The organism is Paraburkholderia graminis C4D1M, assembly GCF_000172415.1.
GTDB lineage: Bacteria > Pseudomonadota > Gammaproteobacteria > Burkholderiales > Burkholderiaceae > Paraburkholderia > Paraburkholderia graminis.
In genome coordinates, this window is the sequence record NZ_ABLD01000014.1 from 112,251 (window position 1) to 135,046 (window position 22,796).

Sequence of the window (22,796 nt, forward strand, 5' to 3'; positions counted from 1 at the left end):
GAGCCTTCCATCGAAACGCTAAAAACCGGACAACGCGCGGTGAAGCGCGAGGTCCGGTCAAACTTCAGAAGCTATTACTGGAGCAGCTTCAGAACTTGCTGCGGCTGCGAGTTGGCTTGCGCCAGAACCGAGATACCAGCTTGTTGCAGCACTTGAGCCTTCGAGAGGTTAGCAGTTTCCTGCGCGAAGTTCGCGTCGGTGATCTGCGATTGTGCCGACGACAGGTCGGTTGCTTCAGCTTGCTGCGACGTTGCAATCGCGCTGAAACGGTTCTGTGCTGCACCGAGACTTGCTTGCAGGTTGCTGACCGCGGTCAAGGCGTTGTCGATTGCGACCATTGCCACGTTCGCGCCGCTGACCGTGCTGATGTCCAGCTTCGACACCGACGTGTTCGACGCGTTGACTGCGCCGATCTGTGCCGTTGCGGCGAGGACCGACTTGTCCAGCGCTGCGTTCGTCTGGTCGTATGCAGCCGTGTTCATCGTCAGCGTCGTGACCGGAGCGCCCAACGTCGCGTTCGTCTGTGCACCTGCCGAGAAAATCGTGCTAGCGGCTGCCGAGCTGATCGCCGAACCGTTCTGGTCGGTGAAGCTGAAGCCACCATGACCGTCCGACAGCACGTTGATCGACGTGATGATGTTCGCGCTCGGCGTCGACGTTGCTGCTGCGCCCGTCGCTGCGTCGATGTTCAGGTTGCTGATCGTGCCAGCCAGTTGGCCGGTTGCCAGCGAACCGCTGCCGAGGCTAGCGGCCGACATGCTCTTCGACAGGTCGAGGTTGATCGTCTGACCGACGTTCGCGCCAACCTGGAAGCCGACGATACCAGCCGAGCCGTCCAGAATGTTCGTGCCGTTGTACGTCGTTTGCGACGCGATACGGTTCACTTCCTGGATTTGCTGCGCAACTTCCTTCTGCAGCGCTGCCTGGTCCGACGACGACATCGTGCCGGTCGAAGCCTGCACAGCCAGCGTACGGATACGTTGCAGGCTGGAAGTCAGCGAGGACAGCGCGCTCGACGCCGTCTGAATCAGCGACACGCCGTCGTTCGCGTTCGACACGCCCTGGCCCAGACCGTTGATCTGGGTTTGCATACGGGTCGAAATTGCCAGACCTGCTGCATCGTCAGCCGCGCTGTTGATGCGCTTGCCCGACGACAGGCGGGTGATGGCTTGCGACAGGGCGCTTTGCGAGCCGCTGAGGTTTTGCTGTGCAACCAGCGAGTTGATATTGCTATTGATTCCGAGCATGGAAAATCTCCTAAATAAGCCTGAGCCCAATACGCCATATTGGCATCGGCGGAAGCTTCGTTCATTGCTGGCCGCCTCAGTGAAGGTTGACGGCCCTCCTAAAAAAAACTTGAGGAACTTTCTGTAATCGCACACCGATTGGCTCGCCTGATCGGGCGCGCGGGCCGCGCCGGACAAGCGTTTGAGGCCGATCCGCCAGGCGCGCTGCGGGATTTGAAAAGGCGGCGTATCCTCTTTTTCTCTTGCGATAAAGCCGGGAGAAATCATGCAAAAGCGCCGCATTGGACACTCTGAATTGCAAGTCGCGCCGCTTATGTTCGGCGGCAATGTATTCGGCTGGACCGCCGACGAAGCGACTTCGTTTTCGATTCTCGACGCGTTCGTCGACGCCGGGCTGGACTTCATCGACACGGCCGACGTGTATTCCGCGTGGGTGCCCGGCAACCACGGCGGCGAGTCGGAGGCGATCATCGGCAAGTGGTTTCAGCGTAGCGGCAAGCGCGACAGGATCGTGCTCGCGACCAAAGTGTCGAAGCATCCGCAACGCAAGGGGCTCTCGGCCGCGAACATTCAGGCAGCCGTCGAAGATTCGCTGCGGCGCTTGCAGACCGATTACATCGACATCTATTTTTCCCACGACGACGACACCGCGACGCCGCTTGCCGAGACGCTCGGCGCGTATCAGCGGCTGATCGAGGCGGGCAAGGTGCGGGTGATCGGCGCGTCGAACTACAGCGGCGCGCGCGTGGAGGAGGCGCTGGCGCTGTCCCGTCAGCATGGGCTGCCGGAATATCAGGTGTTGCAGCCGGAGTACAACCTGTACGATCGCGCCGGATATGAGACCGATCTGGAGCCGGTGGCGCTCGCCTATCAGCTCGGCGTGGTCGTGTACTGGAGTCTCGCGAGCGGATTTTTCTCCGGGAAATATCGTTCGAAGGAAGATCTTGCCGACAAGGCGCGCGGAAGCCGCGTCGAGAAGTATCTGAACGAGCGCGGCCTGCGAATCCTCGGGGCGCTCGACCGGGTCGCGGCGCGGCACGCCAGTACGCCGGCCAGCGTCGCGCTGGCGTGGCTGATCGCCCGGCCGAGCGTGACCGCGCCGATTGCGAGCGCGACGTCGCTGCAGCAGCTGGAGAGCCTCGTCGCTGCTGTTCATCTGACGCTGACGGGCAGCGATATCCGGGAACTGGACGATGCGAGCGCCTGAACGGTTGCGGCGGCCTGGCGTAATCCCTAAACCCCTGGTACGATGGACAGTTTCCTGATATCATCGGGAGTGAATTGAGATCTTTGCCTGTTTCGTCATCGTCTTTTCGTTGATGGAAGGTTTGGCGAAACGGCAGCAGGCGCGGCTTTGCAATACGTCTGTCCGCGTTCCGCGGTGAGCTCCACACCTCTCTTTTCCGGCCTCCGTGGCCGCTTTGCCTCTCGTTTCATTCGTGGTTTGGCCGGGTTCTTCCCGCGTTTGCCTGTTACTGGCCATGAATCGAAACGACCGGAGGGCCGGCGCGTGAGCGGTTTCCCCGCCACGCAATTAACCCCTATCAAGTGATTGAGTTAGGAATTACATGACGACGATTCTTCTGAAAGAAAACGAGCCGTTCGAAGTGGCGATTCGCCGCTTTCGTCGCGCAATCGAAAAGAACGGCCTGATCGCAGAACTGCGTGAGCGCCAATCGTACGAAAAGCCGACCACGGCACGTAAGCGCAAGAAGGCTGCTGCTGTGAAGCGCCTGCACAAGCGCCTGCGCAGCCAGATGCTGCCGAAGAAGCTGCACTAAGCACGCTTTTTCAGCACGGTCAGAACGGCGGTGTGAGCTTCGAAAGAAGCCACATCGCCGTTTTGCTTTATGGGCGCCAGGTTGCCTCGCGAGTTGGCGCGGGCTGCGGCGCGCGCCTTGTAGCGTTAAGCCGCGTTCTTCAGCATGTGCGCCGACAGACCGAACTGGCGTGCAATCGAATTCAAGCGGTCATCCCATTCCCACGTGCCGAACACATCGTGCACGTTTTGCAGGCAGCTAAGCAGATCGATCGTCTCCTGATCGTACACATTGATGCGCGACCGCAGCAGCGCCTTGCGCAGAGCGGCGATGCCGGCGTCCATGTAAGCGGGCGCCGCGACGGGCGTTTTGCCGATATAGCGCACGGGCACGCCTTCCATGGCCGTCATGTAATCGCGCAGTTTGATGAAGTTGCCGACTGGGCAGCCGCCGCAATAGCCGCGGTAAGCGCCGCCTCCGCGCGGCAGGAGCGCCGCGCGCTTTTGCCCGAAGAGATGGCTGACGGCCTGGTCGAAAATGTCCTGATGGGTGAGGAAGGTAAGAGTTTTCATGATGGTTTCGCTATGCGACGCGGTCGTTACTCGTTATTGAGCGGCTGATTCCAGTATCCCGCTTGCGTTCGCTGGCGAAACCCCGACTAGCATCGCGAAACGTCCTCAATTCGAAGATTCGCGCGAGTCCGAGGAGCGCTTTGCGCCGGCGTTGCGGCGGCGAACGCAGCGGTCACTGCTGCTTGTGACCGCTCATAACCGTATAACGGCCGGCACCGGCGATAAGCACAGCAGGGCTTTACCGGATAGCTGATGCGGACGGGCGTGTGATGATCTCGCAAGGGGACTGTTGCGAGCGAGGCCGTTGCGATAAAGCGATGCTCCGTCGGCCAGAGCGGCTATACGAGTCGCCGATTGAACGCCCCAACCTCAACCGGCTTTACGCGCGCGTCCCTTCTTGCCGAGCGCTGCACACCTGGCGCGGCACATGCAAGTTGCCTCGTGATCGTTGACCATGCCGACCGCCTGCATGAACGCGTAGCAGATCGTCGAGCCTACGAACTTGCAGCCATAGCGTTTCAGCGCCTTGCTGAGCGCATCCGACACTTCCGTCGATGCCGGCGCCTCCTTGTACGATGCCCATTCGTTCTGGATCGGCGTGTTATCGACGAACGACCAGATGAAGTTGGCGAACGACCCATGCTCCGCCTGAATCTGCTGCACGGCGCGCGCATTCGTGATGGCGGATTCGATCTTGCCGCGATGGCGCACAATGCTTTCGTCCACGACGAGCCTCTCGACCTGCGCCGGCGTGAAGCGCGCAACCTTGTCGATGTCGAAGTCCGCGAATGCCCGCCGGTAGCCGGCCCGCTTGTTGAGAATCGTGGACCACGACAAGCCGGCCTGCGCGCCTTCGAGCACGAGCAGTTCGAAGAGATGCTGGTCGTCGCGGGACGGCACGCCCCATTCGGCGTCGTGATAATGTGCGAGCGCTTCGCTCGATACCCAGTTGCATCGCTGTGTCAATTTAGCGCTCCCCGTTGTGATGTCGCTCGCCAGCATAGCCGAACGCATGAGCGCCGCAAGCTGGCCATTCGGCCAATTGCCGGATCGAAACGGACCTGCCACGCTATGCCTATTTCCCACGAAACGCATATCAATCGATGAACAAAGACCCATTTCTGATCGGCGTCGACGGCGGCGGCACCGGCACCCGCATCGTGCTCGCCGACGCGCAGGGGCGCGAACTGGCGCAGGCGGCGAGCGGGCCGTCGGGCTTGGGGCTTGGCGTCGAACGTGCGTGGCTTGCCATTGCGACCGGCTGCGAGCAGGCATTCGCGAACGCCGGCGTTGCGCTCGACTGGTCGCGCTGCGTGCTCGGTTGCGGTCTCGCGGGCGTGAACAACCGCGACTGGCGGCGTCGTTTCTCGCGCAGGCGCCCGCGCTGGCCGGACTCGCCGTCGAAAGCGATGCGTACACGACACTGCTCGGCGCGCACGGGGGCGCCCACGGCGTGATTGTCGCGCTCGGCACGGGCAGCATCGCGGCAGCGGCGGATCATGAGGGCGGCGAATGCCGGATTGTGGGCGGCTACGGTTTTCCGTCGGGTGATGAAGCGAGCGGCGCCTGGCTCGGTGTGCGCGCCATCGTCCATGCGCAGCACGCGCTCGACGGCCGCGGCCCCAACGACGACTTCGCGCAGGCGCTGCTTGCGCACGTCGGCGCGAGCGATCGGGACGCCCTTACCGTGTGGCTTTGCGAGGCGAATCAGACGGCGTACGCGAGTCTCGCGCGGGTCGTGATCGCGCACCGCACGCATCCGTTTGCCGCGCGGCTGCTCGGCGCGGCGGGCGTTGAAATCGGCAAGATGATCGCGGCGCTCGACCCATCGGCGAGTTTGCCGATTGCGTTGTGCGGCGGGCTGGGCGCGCCGTTGCGCGAATACGTGCCGCAGGCCTATCAGCCGCGCTTGCGCGAGCCATTGGCGGATTCCGCGCACGGCGGCTTGCGGTTGGCGCAGCGCGAAGCCGGGCGGCTGGCGGGTGAGGGTTGAGGCGGAGCCGAAGCTCGGAGCAGAGCCCTAAAGGCGAACCTTGGAGCCGAACTTCGACGTGGAACTTGAAGCCGAACCTTGAAGCCCAACCTGCCAGCCGAACACCGAGGCATCGACGGTAAAATACAGCCTTCCAAGCTGCCTGCCATCTCGCCATGTACAAAGTCATCGCCACGGATCTCGACGGCACGCTGCTCAATGCCGATCACCAGGTCGACCCCTTCACGGTCGCCACCGTGCGCAAGCTCGAAAGTGACGGCGTGCAGTTTGTGATCGCCACCGGCCGCCATTTCTGCGATGTCGCGGGCATTCGCGACATCCTCGGCATCAAGCCGTATCTGATCACGTCGAACGGCGCGCGCATCCATGCGCCGGACAACACCGTGATCCACGCCGACGATCTGCCGCCCACTATCGTGCAACGCCTCGTGCAGCCGGAGATTGTCGGCGCGCACGGTCGCGTGATCGTCAACCTGTTCGCCGATCAGGCGTGGCTGATCGACCGCGACGCGCCCGAGCTGCTCAAGTTTCATCAGGATTCGGGCTTCACCTACGAAGTGGCCGAACTGCTGGCGCACGACGGCGTGGACATCGCCAAGGTGCTTTATATCGGCGACCCGGCGGACCTCGCGCAAGTGGCCGCGAACCTCGCGCGCGAATTCGGCGACGCGCTCTACGTGACGTACTCGCTGCCGGACTGTCTTGAAGTGATGACGTCGAATGTGTCGAAGGGACGCGCGCTGCAGATCGTGCTCGAGCGCGTGGGCGTCGATGCCGCGCACTGCGTGGCTTTCGGCGACAACATGAACGACATCGACCTGCTCGAAACAGCCGGCCATCCGTTCATGATGAACAACGCCAATCCCGACCTGATCACGCGCCTGCCCAACGTGCCGCGCATCGGCAATAACTTCGAAGCGGGCGTCGCGCACCACTTGCGCAAGCTCTTTTCAATCGACGACGAACTGATGACCTAGCGCCTCGGGCTGCAAACGGCACTGGCCCGCATCTGCTTTCGCGGATGCGGGCCAGTCGGTGAAGCCCGGCTAGCTCAGGTCACGTTCGTTTCCGGGCCGGCAATCGGTCGCGCCATCAGTATCGCAATCAGTCACGCCATCCGCCGCGGCGTCCGTCGTGGTCGCCACGATCGCCGCGGCCGCGGTCGTCATAACCCCAATGGCGGTCGTTCCGGTTCCAGCCGCGCTCGTAACGGTGGTCGCCGCGATAGTAGTCGCCGCGATCGTACCGATGGCCCCAGCCGCCGTTGCCGTAGTACACCGGTTGCGGCGCTGCATAGACCGGGGCGGGCCGCGTGTAGACCGGCGCGCCGAGCGAGACGCCGATATTGAGATCCGTATGCGCTTGCGCGACCCCGCATGCGCCTGCTGCAAGGCCCGCGGCAACCAGCAATTGAGTGACGATGCGTTTCATGTTTTTCTCCTGCAAGAGGCCTGCTGTGACGCGACAGATGTTTGTCGCACAGGTCCAATCTACGCAATCCGGTCGGCCGGGACTGCGACCAGATGTTACGGACTGCAAGCAACTCCGCAGGATCTGAGGAACGGCGAGTTTGCGCTCGTGCGGTGCCTGGCGCCGGGTGATGACGACGGAAAGGCTGTCGGCGCAGGCCGCGAGCCTATTCGAACGCCGCCACAAGCACTCCGCCGTTACGCCGAAGCAGCGTCGCGGCGTGCAACGCGTAATCGCGGCTTACATCTGTATAACGGATTAATCAAATCGAATGGTTGCGACGTAAGCCCAAAAACAAAACGGGCGCCGCAGCGCCCGCTTTGCTCACTCAGACAATCGGCCTCGATCAGTCGAGAGCCAGTTTCTGCGCATTGCCGCCGCGGCTTTCCGCGATCAGCGGATACACCAGGCCGGCAACCACCGCGCCGATGATGGGCGCGATCCAGAACAGCCACAACTGATCCACCGCGGCACCGCCGACGAACAGCGCCGGGCCGGTCGAGCGCGCCGGGTTGACCGACGTGTTCGTGACCGGAATCGAAACGAGGTGAATCAGCGTCAGACACAGGCCGATGGCGATCGGCGCGAAGCCGGCCGGCGCGCGCTTGTCGGTCGCGCCGAGAATGACGAACAGGAAGAAGCCGGTCATGACCGCCTCGCAGGCGAACGCCGCGACGAGCGAGTAATGGCCCGGCGAGCGGTCGCCGTAGCCGTTGCTCGCGAAGCCGCTCGCGACCAGGTCAAAGCCGGGTTTGCCGGACGCGATGAGCGCGAGCACCGCGGCGCCCAGCACTGCGCCCGCCACCTGCGCGACGATGTACGGGAGCAGGTCGCGAGCCGGGAAGCGGCCGGCCACCGTCAGGCCGACGCTGACTGCCGGGTTCAGATGGCAGCCCGAAATGTGTCCGATCGCAAAGGCCATGGTCAGCACCGTCAGCCCGAAAGCGAGCGACACACCGACGAAACCGATGCCGAGACCATGCACCGGACCGGCGAAGTTCGCGGCGAGAACCGCGCTGCCGCAGCCCCCGAGCACGAGCCAGAATGTGCCGAACAACTCGGCGGCAAGGCGCTTTGACAACTGCATGTTTGGGTATCCTAAAATAATTGACGCTCGGGAAGCACGGAGCGTGAACGCACGGCCGGCGCGGGCGCGTGCTGGGAACGTTCAATTCTAGGGAAAGAGTGGCCAATCGAGTGTCAAGAATCGTCAATGCCGGCTGGCTTTACCAGTTATTACGGGATAAAGCCGTTTTACAATTGAGCTATGTTTAATAATTATCAGAAGATAGCTCGCTTAATGGGTAATGTTATCCATTGCGAATTTTTATAATTACAGTTAGTCTGCGAGGCGAATGAGTTCTAAAAGGGGAGAACCGGAATGTCTCAATATGCAGACCTCAAGGCGCAGATCGCCAAATTGCAGGCACAAGCAGAAGAAGCTCGTCGCACGGAAATTGACAATGTGATAGCCGACATCCGCCAAAAAATCGCCGAATATGGCCTGACTGCACAGGACCTCGGCTTTGCAGTGGCCGCCAAGCGGGGCCGTCCGCCCAAGAAGGCGCCGCTGCCGGCTAAATATCAGGACCCGAAAACGGGTAATACGTGGAGCGGCCGCGGCAAACCGCCCAAGTGGATCGTCGGCAAGAACCGCGAACGTTTTCTGATTGGCGCGAGCTGAGTTGCTTGCGAGTGAGCGCGAAAGCGGATTGAAGGACCAACGCCGCTGCGTGTTTACTCCACTGTGCTAATCGGATGTGGAAGCGCATCCACGGCGCCATTAAAAAAGCCGCCTTTGCCAGGCGGCTTTTCTTAAAAGTAGCGCGATAAGACCGGCTTATCGTCCGCGCAAACGATTCACATGGAAAAATGTGCGCGGTTTTCAATGAATCGAAAGCGCCGGTAGCGAATCAGTTGTATCGGCAACGGAACGCTCGTCCGTTTAAAGCGCCGCGCGCGTGACACGCCGCGCGGCGCTCGCCGTTATCAGCCCACTGCGACCTGGCGCAGAACCGGCCGGCGCGCGGCTTCGATCAGCGCCGAATACGCGTCCACGTAGTTGCGCGCCATCGTCTTCGAGCTGAAGCGGCGCTCGAACTGCGCGCGGATTTCCGTGCGCGACAGCTCGTCCAGACGCTGCAGCGCGGCCACCGCGCCTTGCACGTCCTCGACGATGTAGCCGGTCACGCCATGATCGATCACTTCAGGCACCGAGCCGCGGTTGAACGCGATCACCGGCGTGCCGCAGGCCATCGACTCGATCATGACGAGGCCGAACGGCTCGGACCAGTCGATCGGGAAGAGCAGCGCCTTGGCGCCCGACAGAAACTCCGGCTTCTGCGCCTCGTTGATTTCGCCGACAAACTCGACATGCGCCTGCGACAGCAGCGGCTCGATCTCGCGCTTGAAGTAATCCTGGTCGGCCTTGTCCACCTTGGCGGCGATCTTCAGCGGCAAACCGCTTTGTGCAGCGATCTTGATGGCTGTATCGACGCGCTTTTCCGGACAAACACGGCCGAGGAACGCAAGGTATTCCGGCTTCTTGTGCGTCTGCGGCGTGAGTAGCTGCTCCGGCAGACCGTGATAGATGGTGTTCAGGAAGTTCGCCTGCGGTAGCGGCACCCGCTGCGAATCCGAAATCGAGATGACCGGCGCGCCCGGGAACGCATCGAACACCGGCTGCAGCTCCGGCAGGTCGAGGCGGCCATGCAGCGTGGTCACGAACGGCGTGTCCATCGTCGAAAAAAGCGGGAACGGCATGTAGTCGAGGTGAAAGTGCAGCACGTCGAACTCGTGCGCGACCCGGCGCACCTTTTCCATCATCAGGATGTGCGGGGCGAGCGCGTCGCGAATCGTCGGGTCGAGGCGCAGCGCACGAGGCCAGCACGCATCGAGCTTCGCCGATGTCACCGAGTCGCCGCTTGCGAACAGCGTGACGTCGTGGCCCTCGTCGACCAATGCCTCGGTGAGGTAGGACACGACACGTTCGGTGCCACCGTAGAGCTTCGGCGGGACTGCTTCATACAACGGCGCAATTTGTGCGATTCGCATGCGTTTCTCCTGTTTGACACGGCTTCGCACAACAGCGCTCGAGTCGAGCGGGGAGCGAATGCCTGACGGACGGTTGGGCGCGGTAAGCCGCCGCCCGGGGGTGCTCCGAATCTGCATCGGGTTATCCCTTAGCTTCATTATCGGGATCGGCCGCGCCAATTCGAGTTATTTTTCAAACGCTTAACGTTGTTACAGCGCGAAACACGAGACGTTACACGCGCCAACGCCCGTCGCTGGGCGCTCACAGGCCAATTTCAGCCCAAGCTCCCGACGGCGCTGGTAAACGGCGCGTTCCCCTGTAGCAAGCCGCGAGCCCGCTCCGGCCGCACAAAATATTACGCAGTGGTGAAAAGACCTTATAATCCGGCTCACCGTCGTACGGTGCGAGGCGCGGCTCCGCAAAACTCACCGTTTAGTTCATCTACGCCGAATCCTCGGGCGCTAAGTATTCGCCGCGCATAAAGAGTCGCCGCGCGGCATCGCGCAGTCTCATTCCTTTCTCTCCCAACCTGGCAAAGTAGGAAAAATTCCTACACGAATGACGGATTAATCCGTCAAACAAGCTGGGTGTCTGTCCGATTTTGTTTCGCTCCCCCTTTGGCGACAATGGCCGCAAGACCAGAAACGAGCCGATTCGTGCGTTTAAGTGCGCGCGTCCGAGCAAACGTTTCCGTAACGGCCTGACCAGCCAGATACACCCCGGGGGAATCATGAGCGCGACAAGCGAAATGCTCAATGAGATCAGAGAAGTCAACCTGTCTTATCTCCTGCTCGCGCAGCGCCTGCTTCGCGAAGACAAGCCGATGGGCATGTTTCGCATGGGGATCTCGGACCAGCTAGCCGATGTGCTCGCCAACCTCTCGTTGGCGCAGACCGTCAAGCTCGCGGCGTCCAATCAGGTGTTGTGCCGTTTCCGTTTCGACGATCATGCCGTGCTCTCCGCACTCGCGGACAAGGGCAAGTCCAGCGCCGTCGCGCAGGCGCATTCCGCGATTCTGATGGCCAGCCAGCCGGTCGAGCAGCTCGGCTGAATGGCGTTTCGCAGCTTCGGCAAGGCAATCGGGACGGGACGCAAGCAGGATGGCATATAAAAGTGTGGTGCTCGAAGTCAAGGAAATCACCCTGGCCATCGAACTGATCGAACTCGGCGCGCGTTTGCAACTGCTCGAAGCGGAAACGAGCCTGTCGCGCGACCGGCTCATCAAGCTGTACAAGGAACTGAAAGGAGTTTCGCCGCCCAAGGGCATGCTGCCGTTTTCGACCGACTGGTTCATGACCTGGCAGCCAAACTTTCACTCCTCGCTGTTCTACAACATCTACCGTTTCATGGCCGATCATGGCGGCTGCGCGACGATCCAGTCGATCGTGAAGAGCTACCGGCTGTATCGCGAGCACGTGCAGTTGCACGATGACGAACCCGTGCTCAGCCTCACGCGCGCGTGGACGCTCGTGCGTTTCTTCGACTCGGGCATGCTGCAGATCACGCCCTGCTGCCGCTGCGGCGGACATTTCGTCGCACACGCTCACGACCCGAAGCATGGGTTCGTCTGCGGACTGTGCCAGCCGCCATCGCGCGCCGGTAAGACAAAGAAAGTCGCCGACGCCCGCGCCCGCGAGAGCCTCGCGGCGCTCGACGCCTAGCGCCCGCAGCGGTCGCCGCCACGGGGCCCTGCATTCATCGCCTTATGCCGCGGGCTTGCCCGCCCGGCGCAACGCAACCCAGCGCCAAACCTTCCGCAAGCGGCGCCTTGCCGACCGCGTCCGCCTCTGGTTTACACCGTCGCGGCAAGCCGCTTTTCCGTCAAAGTTTTCTGCTGTGTTGCCGTAAACCAGTTTAACGACGGTCACCGTCGCTTCTTTGTGAGGGCTCGGCAGTGCTGATTTTCGTGGGAACACTCGTGACGCTTTTGTCCGTTTTCGGCGGTTACGCGCTGGAAGGCGGCCATCTCGGCGCGCTGTTGCAGCCCGTTGAAGTGCTGATGATCGTCGGCGCAGGCGTCGGCGCGTTCATCCTCGGTAACGGGATGAAGACGATCAAGGCAACGCTGCGCGTCATTCCAACCCTGTTCAAGGGCGCGAAGTACAACAAGGACGTCTACATGGAGCTGATGGCGCTCCTCTACGTCCTGCTCGCCAAGGCGCGCAAGGAAGGCACGCTGACGCTGGAAGCGGACATCGACGATCCGTCGAAGAGTCCGATCTTCACGCAGTACCCGAAGATTCTCGCTGACCATCACATCATCGAGTTTCTGACCGACTACCTGCGGCTGATGGTGGGCGGCAACATGAATGCGTTCGAGATCGAAAGTCTGATGGACGAAGAGATCGAAACGCATCACCAGGAAGGCGAAGCGCCCGCGCATGCGCTGAACAAGGTCGGCGACGCGATGCCGGCGTTCGGTATCGTGGCCGCGGTCATGGGCGTGGTGCACACGATGGCATCGGCCGACAAGCCGCCTGCCGTGCTCGGCGAAATGATTGCGCAGGCACTGGTCGGCACCTTCCTCGGCATTCTGCTTTCGTATGGACTGATCGGGCCGCTTGCGAGCGTCGCGGAACAGCGCGTGACCGAGTCGACCAAGATGTTCCAGTGCATCAAGGTGACGATTCTCGCGAGCCTGAACGGCTATGCACCGGCGATCGCCGTCGAGTTCGGCCGCAAGGTGCTGTTCTCGACCGAGCGTCCGTCGTTCGCCGAGCTCGAAGAGCACGTGCGCCGCGTGAAGGCCAAGTAAGGGCGCCGGGACGAACCGATGAGCAAGGACAAAGACCGCGCCATTGTCGTCAAGCGCGCTGCGCCGAAGAAGGCCGGCCACCACGGCGGCGCCTGGAAGCTCGCGTATGCGGACTTCATGACCGCGATGATGGCGTTCTTCCTGCTGATGTGGCTGCTGAGCTCGGCATCCACGGTGCAGTTGAAGGGCATCGCGGAGTACTTCAACCAGCCGTTGAAGATCACGCTGTGGGGCGGCGACCGCAGCGCGGAAGACTCGAGCATTCTGAAGGGCGGCGGCCGTGATATCTCGACCGACGCGCAGGGCGTGACGCGCTCGACCGACGGTTCGAACAATCGCGCCGAGCGCACGGTGTCAAAGAGCAGCGAAGACTCGATGAAGCAGTTGCAGGGCGAGTTGGAGCGTCGCGAGCAGGTTCGCTTGCACGACTTGCAGGTGAAGCTGATGGCGGCGATCGAAGCGAATCCGGTGCTGCGCCAGTTCAAGCAGCAGATTCGCATCGACTCGACGCTGACCGGCTTGCGCATCGAGATCGTCGACTCGCAGAAGCGGCCGATGTTCGCGACCGCGAGAGATCAGGTGGAGCCGTACATGCGCGACATTCTGCGCGAGATCGGCCACACGCTGAACGACGTGCCGAACCGGATCATCGTGCAGGGTCACACCGACGCCGCGCAGTACGCGGGCGGCGAGAAGGGTTACAGCAACTGGGAACTGTCCGCGGACCGCGCCAATGCGTCGCGCCGCGAGCTGATCGCAGGTGGGATGGACGAAGCAAAGGTGATGCGCGTACTCGGTCTCGCGTCGACGCAGAACCTGAACAAGGCGGACCCGATGGATCCGGAAAACCGCCGCATCAGCGTCATCGTGCTGAACCGGAAGTCCGAGGAGGCGCTCAACCATGACGACTCCACCACGACGACCTTGTCGGACGACGCAGCGGGCTCAAAGCCGCTGCTGCAAAAACTGGCGCCGCCCGTGACGGTCGCGCCGAAGGTGCCGGCGGCAACGCCGGCGACTCAGTAACAGGAAGACGGTCGCCCGGCCGTTCCTGCGCCAGAGCGGCGCGGACAGCCAGGCGATTCACAGCGTAAGTGCAGCGAGGTTTTCATGATCAGGCATATCCTGGCAATCGACGATTCGGCATCGATGCGGCAGATTCTTTCCGCGACGCTGACGGCGGCCGGCTATGAGGTGACACTCGCGGCGGACGGCGCGGAAGGGCTCGAAAACGCGCTCGCCGTGCGGTTCGACCTGGTGCTCACCGATCAGCACATGCCGGGCAAGACCGGCCTCGATCTGATCGCCGAGCTGCGCGGCAATCCGGCTTATGCGGACACGCCCATCCTCGTCCTGACGACGGAATCGGGCGAGCCGTTCAAGGCCGCGGCGCGCGAAGCGGGCGCGACCGGCTGGATCGAAAAGCCGCTCGACCCCGAACTGCTGACCGAACTGGTCGCGGCTCTGGCCGAGCCAGATCACGCATAACGCAACCCTAGCAAGTTATAGAAGCTCTCGACGCTGCGGCAAGGTAGCCCAGGCCTAGACAGGAACTCTCGCGGTGACCCAGGCATGACACTCGACATCACTCAGTTCTATCAGACGTTCTTCGACGAAGCGGACGAACTGCTCGCGCAGATGGAGCAGTTGCTGCTCAATCTGGACATCGCGCATCCCGATCCCGAAGACCTCGCGGCAATCTTCCGCGCGGCGCATTCGATCAAGGGCGGCGCGGCGACGTTCGGCTTTACCGCGCTGACGGAAACGACTCACATCCTCGAATCGCTGCTCGACCGTGCGCGCAATAACGAACTCGTGTTGCGCAAGGACATGATCGACACGTTCCTCGAAACCAAGGACGTGCTCTCGGGCCAGCTCGCCGACTACCGCGCGAGCGCCGAGCCGGACGCCGCGGTCGCGAAGGCGATCTGCGCGAAGCTCGAGCAGTTGCACGCGGAAAGCCGCGGCATGGCCGCGCCGGCTGCTGCGGCGCCGGTCGAAGTCGCGGTGGCCGCGCCGATCGAAGAATTCGCAACAGTAGAAGAAGGCAGCGCGCCCGAGCACGTCGTCGATCAGGCGGTGCAGGCGGCGGGCGAATGGAATGACGGCGAACCGGCACAGACCGGGCAAGCCGAAGGAGCCGGCGACGCGAACGACGCCGCCGGCCCGCATCTGAAAATTACGCTACGGGGCGTTGATGCGAAGGACCAGGAACTGCTCGCCGAAGAGCTGGGCAACCTGGGCAACATCGTCGGGCAGGTCAAGAGCGGCGGCGATCTCACGCTGTGGCTTCAGACCGATGTCACGTCCGACGACATCATCGCCGTGTGCTGCTTCGTGATCGACGAAAGTCAGATTTCGATCGGCCGCGGAACCGCGCCGGCGGACGGTGCTCAGCAAGGCGAACCTGGAACGCCCGACGCTGAGCCCTCGTCTCCGGCGCAAGCAGCACCGGCGGCTTCGGCCGCCACCCAACACTCAGCGGCTGCCGAACCGGCGCAGCAGGCGGCAGCGCCGGCGCAGGCGGAACGCGCAGCCGAGCCTGCGAAGGCCGCAGCGCCGGCTCCGGTTCCCGCCGCGGCTAAACCGGCGGCTGCTCCTGCAGCTTCTGCCGCCGCAGCACCCGCCGCGGCAGACTCCGACCGCAAGGCCGCCCGCCCCGCAGCAGCGGCAGGCGGCGCGGAAGGCAGCTCGATTCGCGTCGGCGTCGAAAAGGTCGATCAGTTGATCAACCTCGTCGGCGAACTGGTGATCACGCAAGCGATGCTGGCGGAAACCACCAGCACGTTCGACCCGGCGCTGCACGATCGCCTGTTCAACGGCATGGCGCAGCTCGAGCGCAACGCGCGCGATCTGCAGGAAGCCGTCATGTCGATCCGCATGATGCCGATGGATTATGTGTTCAGCCGCTTCCCGCGTCTCGTGCGCGATCTCGCGGCGAAACTCGGCAAGGAAGTGGAGCTCGTCACCTTCGGTCAGGCGACCGAACTCGACAAGAGCCTGATCGAGCGGATCATCGACCCGTTGACGCACCTCGTGCGCAACAGCCTCGACCACGGCATCGAAACCGTCGAAGCGCGCCGCGCAGCAGGCAAGGACGCGACCGGCCAACTGGTTCTGTCGGCGGCACATCATGGCGGCAACATCGTCATCGAAGTGAGCGACGACGGCGCCGGCCTGCGCCGCGACAAGATTCTCGCGAAGGCCGCGAAGCAGGGCATGCAGGTCAGCGAAAGCATGACCGACGAGGAAGTCTGGAACCTCATCTTCCTGCCGGGCTTCTCGACGGCGGAGCAGGTCACGGACGTCTCCGGCCGCGGCGTCGGCATGGACGTGGTGAAGCGCAACATCCAGTCGATGGGCGGTCACGTGGAAATCACGTCGCACGCCGGCAAGGGCAGCACGACGCGCATCGTTTTGCCGCTCACGCTTGCGATTCTCGACGGCATGTCCGTCAAGGTCGGCAACGAGATCTTCATTCTGCCGCTGAACTTCGTGATGGAGTCGCTGCAGCCGCAAGCCGAGGACATCTACACGGTCGCCAACGGCGAGCGCGTGGTGCGCGTGCGCGGCGAATATCTGCCGCTCGTCGCGTTGCACGAGGTGTTCAACGTCGACGGCGCGAAGCAGGAGCCGACCCAGGGCATCGTCACCATCATGCAGACCGAGGGGCGCCGCTTTGCGATGCTGATCGACGAGCTGGTGGGACAGCAGCAGGTCGTCGTGAAGAATCTGGAAACGAATTACCGCAAGGTGCGCGGCATTTCCGCAGCGACCATTCTGGGCGACGGCCGCGTCGCGCTGATCGTGGACGTGGCGGCGCTGAACCGCGAATCGCGCAACGCGCATGGCGCAATGAGCCTCGCATGATGTCCGCCCGGCTCGACGTATCACTCACTCAACTCAATTTATCCCAACCGTTTGGGGGCTAACGTGGCAGAAGTTCAATCCATCAATTCGAGCGTCGCGAACGCGACGAATGGTCGCCGCGACGCGCAGCAGGCCGATGCCGGCGGTCAGGAATTCCTCGTCTTCACGCTCGGCGCCGAAGAGTACGGCATCGACATTCTCAAGGTGCAGGAAATCCGCGGCTACGACAACGTGACGCGCATCGCCAATGCGCCCGAGTTCATCAAGGGCGTCATCAATCTGCGCGGCATCATCGTGCCGATCGTCGACATGCGCATCAAGTTTCATCTGGGCCGCGTCGAGTACGACCATCAGACCGTCGTGATCATCCTGAACGTCGCGCATCGCGTGGTGGGCATGGTGGTGGACGGCGTGTCCGACGTGCTGACGCTCGCCGTCGATCAGATCATGCCCGCGCCGGAGTTCGGCGCGACGCTGACGACCGAGTATCTGACGGGCCTCGGCACCGTCGACGGCCGCATGCTGATTCTGATGGACATCGAGAAGCTGATGACGAGCCGTGAAATGGCGCTCATCGAAACGCTTGGCGTGTAACCGCCGCGGCGTTCAGAAAAGTTAGGAACAGGGAGCATTGAGATGCTAAGCAGGTGGTCGATTCGCACATCGCTCACGCTAGTGGGGATCATTCTCGTCGCGCTGACCATGGTGGTCGGCGTGCTTGGGCTGACGGCGCTCGGCAGCGCGAGCCGTTCGCTCGACCGTATCGCGCGCGGCGACCTCGTCGCGATTCACGCGCTCGACGACGCTTCGGCCTATCTGCTGCGCTCGCGTGTCTCGCTGGATCGCTTCACCGCGCTCACCGCGGCGGGCGACACCGAAACCGCGAAGAAGGTGCTGGACCGCGCGGTCGAGTTGTACGGCTTCAGCAACAAGAACTGGCAGACCTATCTCGACGCGCCGAAGACCGGCGTCGACCAGGCGCAGATGGACGAACTGCTGGCGCGCCGCACGACGCTCGTGCGCGACGGCATGGAGCCCGAGTTCGCCGCGCTGCGCGCGAACGATATGGCCGCGTACCACGCGATCGCCGACACGAAGATCAGCCCGATGTTCGTCGTCTACGACAACGCGGCGTCGGCGGTCATCAAAAGTCTGCAGCAACAGGCGGTGGATCAGCAGGCCGGCGCGCAGTCGAACATTTCGCTGATGACGACGCTCATCATCGCGTTCTCCGCGCTCGCGCTGCTGCTCGTGGTCGGCCTGCGCTTCGCGCTGCGCGGCCTGATCGTGAAGCCGCTGCAGGATGCAAGCGAATGCTTCGAGCGGATCGCGTCGGGCGATCTGTCGGAAACGATCGAGGTGACGAGCCACAACGAAATCGGCCGCCTCTTTGCCGGCATCAAGCGGATGCAGGAAAGCATGGCGTCGATGGTGACGGCGGTGCGCAGCAGCACCGAGTCGATCGACACCGGCGCGCGCGAAATCGCGATGGGCAACACCGATCTGTCGCAGCGTACCGAACAGCAGGCCGCGTCGTTGCAGCAAACGGCGCAGAGCATGGAACAACTCACGGGCACCGTGCGGCAGAACGCCGAGAACGCGCGCCAGGCGAGCCAGCTCGCGGTGAATGCGTCCGACATCGCGACGCGCGGCGGCGACGTGGTGAGCCAGGTCGTGACGACGATGCAGGACATCGCGACCAGTTCGAGCAAGGTGGTCGACATCATCGGCGTGATCGAAGGCATTGCGTTCCAGACCAACATCCTCGCGCTCAACGCGGCGGTCGAAGCGGCGCGTGCCGGCGAACAGGGCCGCGGCTTCGCGGTCGTGGCGGGCGAAGTGCGCAGCCTCGCGCAGCGCAGCGCAAGCGCCGCGAAGGAAATCAAGGAACTGATCGGCGACTCCGCCGACAAGGTGCAAAGCGGCTCGACACTCGTCGGACGCGCGGGCACGACGATGGACGAGATCGTGCAGGCCGTGCGCCGCGTGACCGACATCATGGGCGAGATCAGCGCGGCTTCCGAGGAGCAATCGGGCGGCATCGAGCAGGTCAATCGCGCGGTCGTGCAGATGGACGAAGTGACGCAGCAGAACGCCGCGCTCGTCGAAGAAGCGGCGGCAGCAGCAGGGTCGCTCGAAGATCAGACGCGTCAGTTGCAGGCCGTGCTGAGCGGCTGGAAGGTTGGCAGCGGTTCGGGTCGCGGCTTCAGTGCTCCGAGCGCGCCGGCCGTGCCGCAAGTGAAGGCGCGTGCCATGAGCACGAGCCGCAAGCCTGCGGCAAAGGCCGCGCCGCGTGCCGCGCAAGCGACGGCAAATGGCTCGGTGGCGCATGCGGCAACGGCAAACGCGACGGCGCATGCGGCAACTCACGCGACGACCGCAAACAGCGCAGCAGCGGCTCCGGCCAACCAGCAAGCAGCCGCTGGACAAGCAGGCACCGCACGCGTCGAACCCGCGCTCAAGCCGAAGACGCCTCGCGCGGCATTCGAGCCGGCGGCACGTCCCGCAGCGGCGAGCGCAAGCTCGGCGGGATCGGACGCCGACTGGGAAACCTTTTAAACATGGCGATGAAACATGCAGTCATTCGATATCTCGCGCCAGCGGGCGCGAATCATCGAAGCACGCTTTTACGGCGTGTCGCGGGCCGACTGCATGGTGATGGAACTTGCGGGCGGGCGCGACCCCGCAAAAACAATCCCTTGCTCGCCGGTACGTCCGTCGGGCAAGCGTGATGGCTCGTATCGCAGGCAGGAACTTTCATGATGGCAACGCGCGCACAGCAACGCACCGACCGACCGGAGCCGACCCGGTCCGGCGAACAGGGACGTGATTTCGAATTCACCTCCGCGGATTTCGACCGCATTCGCGAACTGATTCACCGCAGCGCCGGCATTTCCCTCTCCGATCACAAGCGCGACATGGCGTATAGCCGCCTCGCGCGCCGGCTGCGCGCCCGCGGCCTCGATTCGTTCAAGCAGTATCTCGATCTGCTCGAAGCGGAAAACGATCCGGCCGAGTGGGAAGCGTTCACCAATTCGCTGACCACGAACCTGACCGCGTTCTTCCGCGAGGCGCATCACTTTCCGATTCTCGCGGACTTCGTCGCGCGTCGCGCGCAGCCGGTTTCCGTGTGGTGCTCGGCGGCCTCGACGGGCGAGGAGCCGTATTCGATCGCGATGACGCTGATCGAAGCACTCGGCGAAAGCGGCGCGCGCCAGGCCACGGTGCTTGCCACCGACATCGACACGCAGGTGCTCGCGAAAGCCGAAGCCGGCGTGTACCAGTTCGATCAGGTGAAGCACCTGTCGCCCGAGCGGCTCAAGCGCTTCTTCCTGAAGGGCACGGGCGCGCATGCCGGCATGGTGAAGGTGCGTCCGCAAGTGCGCCAGATGGTGCGCTTCGAGCAGTTGAACCTCACCGACCGCGATTACCAGTTGCGCACGCAGTTCGACGCGATCTTCTGCCGCAACGTGATGATCTATTTCGACAAGCCGACGCAGGCGCAGGTGCTCTCGCGCTTCGATCCGCTGATGAAGTCGGGCGGTCTGCTGTTCGCCGGCCATTCGGAGAACTTCACGTATGTCACGCAGGCGTTCAGGCTGCGCGGCCAGACCGTGTATGAACTGACGCGCGATGCAGCGGGCGCACGCGCGCCGGCACGTACGACGGCATCGACAAGCACGACCACGAGCACGACGAGCGCGACGACGAGCGGGGTGACGGTATGAGCAGCGCCTTGCCTATCGCAACCAATCTCTACTACGACAACCACTTCCAACGCCCCGGCGTGAAGCTGTTGCCGAACGAGTTCTACACCACGCACGACGACATGGTGCTCGTCACCGTGCTCGGTTCATGCGTCGCGGCCTGCATTCAGGATCGCACGGCCGGCATCGGCGGCATGAATCACTTCATGTTGCCCGACGACGGCGCGGAAGTCGGCCAGGCGGCATCGGATTCGATGCGCTACGGCGCCTACGCGATGGAAGTGCTGATCAACGAGCTGATTAAAGCCGGCGGCCGGCGCGAGCGTTTCGAAGCGAAGGTGTTCGGCGGCGGCGCGGTGCTCGCGGGCATGACGACGATTAATATCGGCGATCGCAATTCGGAATTCGTGCGCCGCTATCTCGCGCTCGAAAAGATTCGCATCGTCGCCGAAGATTTGCAGGGCTCGCATCCGCGCAAGGTCGCTTTCATGCCGCGCACGGGCCAGGTGATGGTGAAGAAGTTGCGTCTGCAACAGGACCCGAGCGTGGCCGAGCGCGAACAGACGCTCATGCGGCAGACCGCCGAAGCGCGCGCCGAACGGCTTGCCGCCGCGAGAAAGCGCGTCGAGCTGTTTGCGACGCCGGCCGCCGCGCGGCCCAGGGTCGAACTGTTCGGCGCTTCGGGCGGGGCCAAGCCGAAGGTCGAGCTTTTCGGTGCCGCAGGCGGCGCGAATGGTCCATCAAACAGCGCCGGCGCAGCGAAGCCGCGCATCGAACTGTTCGGCTCGACCCCGCGCCCGACTAATTCAACTAACGCCAGAACCGTAGAGGAGGCGTGAGCGCTGTGCAAAAGATCAAAGTACTGTGTGTCGACGATTCGGCGCTAATCCGCAGCCTGATGACGGAGATCATCAACGGCCAGCCGGATATGACCGTCGTCGCAACCGCGCCCGACCCGCTCGTCGCGCGCGACCTCATCAAGCAGCACAACCCGGACGTGTTGACGCTCGACGTCGAAATGCCGCGCATGGACGGCCTCGACTTTCTCGAGAAGCTCATGCGCTTGCGGCCGATGCCGGTCGTGATGGTGTCGTCGCTGACCGAGCGCGGCAATGAAATCACGCTGCGCGCGCTGGAACTCGGCGCGGTGGATTTCGTGACCAAGCCGAAGGTGGGCATTCGCGACGGCATGCTCGACTATTCGGAAAAGCTCGCCGACAAGATTCGCGCCGCGGCGCGCGCGCGTGTGCGCCAGGCGGCGCCGGCGCATCACGCGCCCGCTGCCGGCGCGCATGCGCCCGTTACCGCCGCGCCGCTCTTCAACAATCCGCTGCTGAGTACCGAGAAGCTGATCATCGTCGGCGCGTCGACGGGCGGCACCGAAGCCATCCGCGAAGTGCTCGTGCCGTTGCCGCCGGATGCGCCCGCGGTGCTGATCGCGCAGCATATGCCGCCCGGTTTCACAAAATCTTTTGCGCAACGCCTCAATGGTTTGTGCCGGATTACCGTTAAAGAAGCTGAGCACGGCGAACGCGTGCTGCCGGGACATGCGTATATCGCACCCGGCCACGCTCACCTGCTGCTTGCCCGCAGCGGCGCGAACTACATCGCGCATCTGTCGGACGATCCGCCAGTGAACCGGCATCGTCCTTCGGTGGATGTGCTGTTTCGTTCGGCCGCGCAGCATGCGGGCAAGAATGCGGTCGGAGTGATCCTGACCGGGATGGGGCGTGACGGCGCCGCGGGTTTGCTGGAGATGAAAAAGGCAGGGGCCTACACCCTTGCGCAGGACGAGGCGAGCTGCATCGTGTTCGGCATGCCGCGTGAAGCGATTGCGCTTGGCGCGGCCGACGAAATCGCGTCGCTGCCGGACATGAGCCGGCGCGTGATGGCGCGTCTTGCGTCGATGGGCGATCGCGTTCAGCGGGTTTGATGCGCCGTTCGAATTGAGGCGGTCACACGCCGCACCGTGAATCAAGTAAAGGGAATCAAATGGATAAGGCAATGAAGTTTCTGGTAGTGGACGACTTTCCGACGATGCGCCGGATCGTTCGCAACCTCCTGAAAGAGCTGGGCTACGGTAACGTCGACGAAGCCGAAGACGGCCAGGCCGGTCTCGCGCGTCTGCGCGGCGGCACCTACGACTTCGTGATTTCCGACTGGAACATGCCGAACCTCGACGGGCTCGCGATGCTCAAGGAAATCCGCGCCGACGCCAACCTCAAGCATCTGCCGGTGCTGATGGTGACGGCCGAGTCGAAGAAGGAAAACATTATCGCCGCGGCTCAGGCAGGCGCGAGCGGTTATGTCGTGAAGCCGTTCACGGCTGCAACGCTGGACGAGAAGCTCAACAAGATTCTCGAGAAGATGGCCAAGACTGGGAGCTGA

At 63.1% G+C, this 22,796-nt stretch carries 23 protein-coding genes and 1 pseudogene; 18 read left to right on the forward strand and 6 right to left on the reverse strand.

Annotated features, from left to right (window positions below; translation table 11 throughout):
• Nucleotides 1–74: 74 nt before the first annotated feature.
• Nucleotides 75–1,247: a flagellin gene (locus BGRAMDRAFT_RS21265; protein WP_006050881.1), complete on the reverse strand. Its 1,173-nt coding sequence runs from the start codon at nt 1,245–1,247 to the stop codon at nt 75–77.
• Nucleotides 1,248–1,512: 265 nt separating this feature from the next.
• Here BGRAMDRAFT_RS21265 and BGRAMDRAFT_RS21270 point away from each other — a divergent pair, with 265 nt between their 5' ends.
• On the forward strand, nt 1,513–2,454 hold the full coding sequence (locus tag BGRAMDRAFT_RS21270) for an aldo/keto reductase (RefSeq protein WP_006050882.1): 942 nt from the start codon (nt 1,513–1,515) through the stop codon (nt 2,452–2,454).
• A 361-nt stretch (nt 2,455–2,815) separates the two neighbouring features.
• Nucleotides 2,816–3,028 (forward strand): 30S ribosomal protein S21, encoded by a 213-nt coding sequence (rpsU, locus tag BGRAMDRAFT_RS21275; protein ID WP_006050883.1) that lies wholly within the window; start codon nt 2,816–2,818, stop codon nt 3,026–3,028.
• Nucleotides 3,029–3,153: 125 nt separating this feature from the next.
• Here rpsU and BGRAMDRAFT_RS21280 read toward each other — a convergent pair whose 3' ends face one another.
• Together BGRAMDRAFT_RS21280 and BGRAMDRAFT_RS21285 are read right to left on the reverse strand one after the other, a co-directional pair.
• A complete protein-coding gene (locus BGRAMDRAFT_RS21280) occupies nt 3,154–3,579 on the reverse strand; it encodes a hypothetical protein (protein WP_006050884.1) in 426 nt (141 codons plus the stop codon).
• A 369-nt stretch (nt 3,580–3,948) separates the two neighbouring features.
• Entirely contained in the window at nt 3,949–4,581 is a 633-nt protein-coding gene (locus BGRAMDRAFT_RS21285) for a DNA-3-methyladenine glycosylase I (RefSeq protein ID WP_006050885.1), read from the reverse strand.
• Nucleotides 4,582–4,682: 101 nt separating this feature from the next.
• On the opposite strand from BGRAMDRAFT_RS21285, the pseudogene BGRAMDRAFT_RS21290 reads away from it, so the two are divergent.
• Nucleotides 4,683–5,572, forward strand: a pseudogene (locus BGRAMDRAFT_RS21290) (glucosamine kinase nucleotide-binding domain-containing protein).
• A 155-nt stretch (nt 5,573–5,727) separates the two neighbouring features.
• Nucleotides 5,728–6,549, forward strand: coding sequence for a Cof-type HAD-IIB family hydrolase (locus BGRAMDRAFT_RS21295; protein WP_006050888.1), 822 nt, complete (start codon nt 5,728–5,730; stop codon nt 6,547–6,549).
• 127 nt (nt 6,550–6,676) lie between these two features.
• Here the strand turns inward: BGRAMDRAFT_RS21295 and BGRAMDRAFT_RS21300 are convergent, their stop codons facing one another.
• Nucleotides 6,677–7,003, reverse strand: coding sequence for a PXPV repeat protein (locus tag BGRAMDRAFT_RS21300; RefSeq protein WP_006050889.1), 327 nt, complete (start codon nt 7,001–7,003; stop codon nt 6,677–6,679).
• 385 nt (nt 7,004–7,388) lie between these two features.
• Nucleotides 7,389–8,129 carry an aquaporin Z gene (aqpZ, locus tag BGRAMDRAFT_RS21305; RefSeq protein WP_006050890.1) on the reverse strand — a complete coding sequence of 247 codons (741 nt, stop codon included), beginning with the start codon at nt 8,127–8,129 and terminating at the stop codon, nt 7,389–7,391.
• 294 nt (nt 8,130–8,423) lie between these two features.
• On the opposite strand from aqpZ, the gene BGRAMDRAFT_RS21310 reads away from it, so the two are divergent.
• Complete coding sequence (locus tag BGRAMDRAFT_RS21310) at nt 8,424–8,726, forward strand: H-NS histone family protein (RefSeq protein WP_006050891.1); 303 nt, start codon at nt 8,424–8,426, stop codon at nt 8,724–8,726.
• 305 nt (nt 8,727–9,031) lie between these two features.
• On the opposite strand, the gene BGRAMDRAFT_RS21315 is transcribed toward BGRAMDRAFT_RS21310, so the two are convergent.
• Nucleotides 9,032–10,096: a glycosyltransferase family 4 protein gene (locus BGRAMDRAFT_RS21315; RefSeq protein ID WP_006050892.1), complete on the reverse strand. Its 1,065-nt coding sequence runs from the start codon at nt 10,094–10,096 to the stop codon at nt 9,032–9,034.
• A gap of 710 nt (nt 10,097–10,806) precedes the next feature.
• Between BGRAMDRAFT_RS21315 and flhD the strand changes: the two genes are divergently transcribed.
• From flhD to cheY, 13 genes are all read left to right on the forward strand, one after another.
• Nucleotides 10,807–11,127: a flagellar transcriptional regulator FlhD gene (gene flhD, locus BGRAMDRAFT_RS21320; protein ID WP_006050893.1), complete on the forward strand. Its 321-nt coding sequence runs from the start codon at nt 10,807–10,809 to the stop codon at nt 11,125–11,127.
• Nucleotides 11,128–11,176: 49 nt separating this feature from the next.
• Complete coding sequence (flhC, locus tag BGRAMDRAFT_RS21325; RefSeq protein WP_006050894.1) at nt 11,177–11,737, forward strand: flagellar transcriptional regulator FlhC; 561 nt, start codon at nt 11,177–11,179, stop codon at nt 11,735–11,737.
• 233 nt (nt 11,738–11,970) lie between these two features.
• Nucleotides 11,971–12,831 carry a flagellar motor stator protein MotA gene (motA, locus tag BGRAMDRAFT_RS21330; protein WP_006050895.1) on the forward strand — a complete coding sequence of 287 codons (861 nt, stop codon included), beginning with the start codon at nt 11,971–11,973 and terminating at the stop codon, nt 12,829–12,831.
• Between the two features lie 18 nt (nt 12,832–12,849).
• Nucleotides 12,850–13,857: a flagellar motor protein MotB gene (gene motB / locus BGRAMDRAFT_RS21335; RefSeq protein ID WP_006050896.1), complete on the forward strand. Its 1,008-nt coding sequence runs from the start codon at nt 12,850–12,852 to the stop codon at nt 13,855–13,857.
• 84 nt (nt 13,858–13,941) lie between these two features.
• Nucleotides 13,942–14,319, forward strand: a complete 378-nt coding sequence (locus BGRAMDRAFT_RS21340; protein WP_006050897.1) for a response regulator — start codon at nt 13,942–13,944, stop codon at nt 14,317–14,319.
• Nucleotides 14,320–14,403: 84 nt separating this feature from the next.
• Entirely contained in the window at nt 14,404–16,701 is a 2,298-nt protein-coding gene (cheA, locus tag BGRAMDRAFT_RS21345; RefSeq protein ID WP_006050899.1) for a chemotaxis protein CheA, read from the forward strand.
• Nucleotides 16,702–16,764: 63 nt separating this feature from the next.
• Complete coding sequence (locus tag BGRAMDRAFT_RS21350; protein WP_006050900.1) at nt 16,765–17,295, forward strand: chemotaxis protein CheW; 531 nt, start codon at nt 16,765–16,767, stop codon at nt 17,293–17,295.
• 42 nt (nt 17,296–17,337) lie between these two features.
• Nucleotides 17,338–19,260: a methyl-accepting chemotaxis protein gene (locus BGRAMDRAFT_RS21355; RefSeq protein ID WP_006050901.1), complete on the forward strand. Its 1,923-nt coding sequence runs from the start codon at nt 17,338–17,340 to the stop codon at nt 19,258–19,260.
• 15 nt (nt 19,261–19,275) lie between these two features.
• Nucleotides 19,276–19,464 carry a hypothetical protein gene (locus BGRAMDRAFT_RS21360; RefSeq protein WP_029970958.1) on the forward strand — a complete coding sequence of 63 codons (189 nt, stop codon included), beginning with the start codon at nt 19,276–19,278 and terminating at the stop codon, nt 19,462–19,464.
• Entirely contained in the window at nt 19,461–20,429 is a 969-nt protein-coding gene (locus tag BGRAMDRAFT_RS21365) for a CheR family methyltransferase (RefSeq protein ID WP_006050902.1), read from the forward strand. The genes BGRAMDRAFT_RS21360 and BGRAMDRAFT_RS21365 overlap by 4 nt, the downstream gene beginning before the upstream one ends.
• Nucleotides 20,426–21,247, forward strand: a complete 822-nt coding sequence (cheD, locus tag BGRAMDRAFT_RS21370; protein ID WP_006050903.1) for a chemoreceptor glutamine deamidase CheD — start codon at nt 20,426–20,428, stop codon at nt 21,245–21,247. Before BGRAMDRAFT_RS21365 ends, cheD begins: the two co-directional genes overlap by 4 nt.
• Nucleotides 21,248–21,252: 5 nt before the next feature.
• Nucleotides 21,253–22,341, forward strand: a complete 1,089-nt coding sequence (locus tag BGRAMDRAFT_RS21375) for a protein-glutamate methylesterase/protein-glutamine glutaminase (protein WP_006050904.1) — start codon at nt 21,253–21,255, stop codon at nt 22,339–22,341.
• Between the two features lie 59 nt (nt 22,342–22,400).
• A complete protein-coding gene (gene cheY, locus BGRAMDRAFT_RS21380) occupies nt 22,401–22,796 on the forward strand; it encodes a chemotaxis response regulator CheY (RefSeq protein WP_006050905.1) in 396 nt (131 codons plus the stop codon).

Excerpts from the sequence above, each read along its gene's own strand:
- motB (WP_006050896.1), top strand. The coding sequence starts at position 12,850 with ATGAGCAAGGACAAAGACCGCGCCATTGTCGTCAAGCGCGCTGCGCCG.
- flhC (WP_006050894.1), top strand. The coding sequence starts at position 11,177 with ATGGCATATAAAAGTGTGGTGCTCGAAGTCAAGGAAATCACCCTGGCC.
- cheD (WP_006050903.1), top strand. The coding sequence starts at position 20,426 with ATGAGCAGCGCCTTGCCTATCGCAACCAATCTCTACTACGACAACCAC.
- BGRAMDRAFT_RS21365 (WP_006050902.1), top strand. The coding sequence starts at position 19,461 with ATGATGGCAACGCGCGCACAGCAACGCACCGACCGACCGGAGCCGACC.
- BGRAMDRAFT_RS21285 (WP_006050885.1), bottom strand. The coding sequence starts at position 4,581 with ATGCTGGCGAGCGACATCACAACGGGGAGCGCTAAATTGACACAGCGA.
- BGRAMDRAFT_RS21300 (WP_006050889.1), bottom strand. The coding sequence starts at position 7,003 with ATGAAACGCATCGTCACTCAATTGCTGGTTGCCGCGGGCCTTGCAGCA.
- BGRAMDRAFT_RS21265 (WP_006050881.1), bottom strand. The coding sequence starts at position 1,247 with ATGCTCGGAATCAATAGCAATATCAACTCGCTGGTTGCACAGCAAAAC.
- cheA (WP_006050899.1), top strand. The coding sequence starts at position 14,404 with ATGACACTCGACATCACTCAGTTCTATCAGACGTTCTTCGACGAAGCG.
- BGRAMDRAFT_RS21315 (WP_006050892.1), bottom strand. The coding sequence starts at position 10,096 with ATGCGAATCGCACAAATTGCGCCGTTGTATGAAGCAGTCCCGCCGAAG.
- BGRAMDRAFT_RS21270 (WP_006050882.1), top strand. The coding sequence starts at position 1,513 with ATGCAAAAGCGCCGCATTGGACACTCTGAATTGCAAGTCGCGCCGCTT.
- BGRAMDRAFT_RS21360 (WP_029970958.1), top strand. The coding sequence starts at position 19,276 with ATGCAGTCATTCGATATCTCGCGCCAGCGGGCGCGAATCATCGAAGCA.
- rpsU (WP_006050883.1), top strand. The coding sequence starts at position 2,816 with ATGACGACGATTCTTCTGAAAGAAAACGAGCCGTTCGAAGTGGCGATT.
- BGRAMDRAFT_RS21280 (WP_006050884.1), bottom strand. The coding sequence starts at position 3,579 with ATGAAAACTCTTACCTTCCTCACCCATCAGGACATTTTCGACCAGGCC.
- BGRAMDRAFT_RS21310 (WP_006050891.1), top strand. The coding sequence starts at position 8,424 with ATGTCTCAATATGCAGACCTCAAGGCGCAGATCGCCAAATTGCAGGCA.
- BGRAMDRAFT_RS21355 (WP_006050901.1), top strand. The coding sequence starts at position 17,338 with ATGCTAAGCAGGTGGTCGATTCGCACATCGCTCACGCTAGTGGGGATC.
- BGRAMDRAFT_RS21295 (WP_006050888.1), top strand. The coding sequence starts at position 5,728 with ATGTACAAAGTCATCGCCACGGATCTCGACGGCACGCTGCTCAATGCC.
- aqpZ (WP_006050890.1), bottom strand. The coding sequence starts at position 8,129 with ATGCAGTTGTCAAAGCGCCTTGCCGCCGAGTTGTTCGGCACATTCTGG.
- flhD (WP_006050893.1), top strand. The coding sequence starts at position 10,807 with ATGAGCGCGACAAGCGAAATGCTCAATGAGATCAGAGAAGTCAACCTG.
- cheY (WP_006050905.1), top strand. The coding sequence starts at position 22,401 with ATGGATAAGGCAATGAAGTTTCTGGTAGTGGACGACTTTCCGACGATG.
- BGRAMDRAFT_RS21340 (WP_006050897.1), top strand. The coding sequence starts at position 13,942 with ATGATCAGGCATATCCTGGCAATCGACGATTCGGCATCGATGCGGCAG.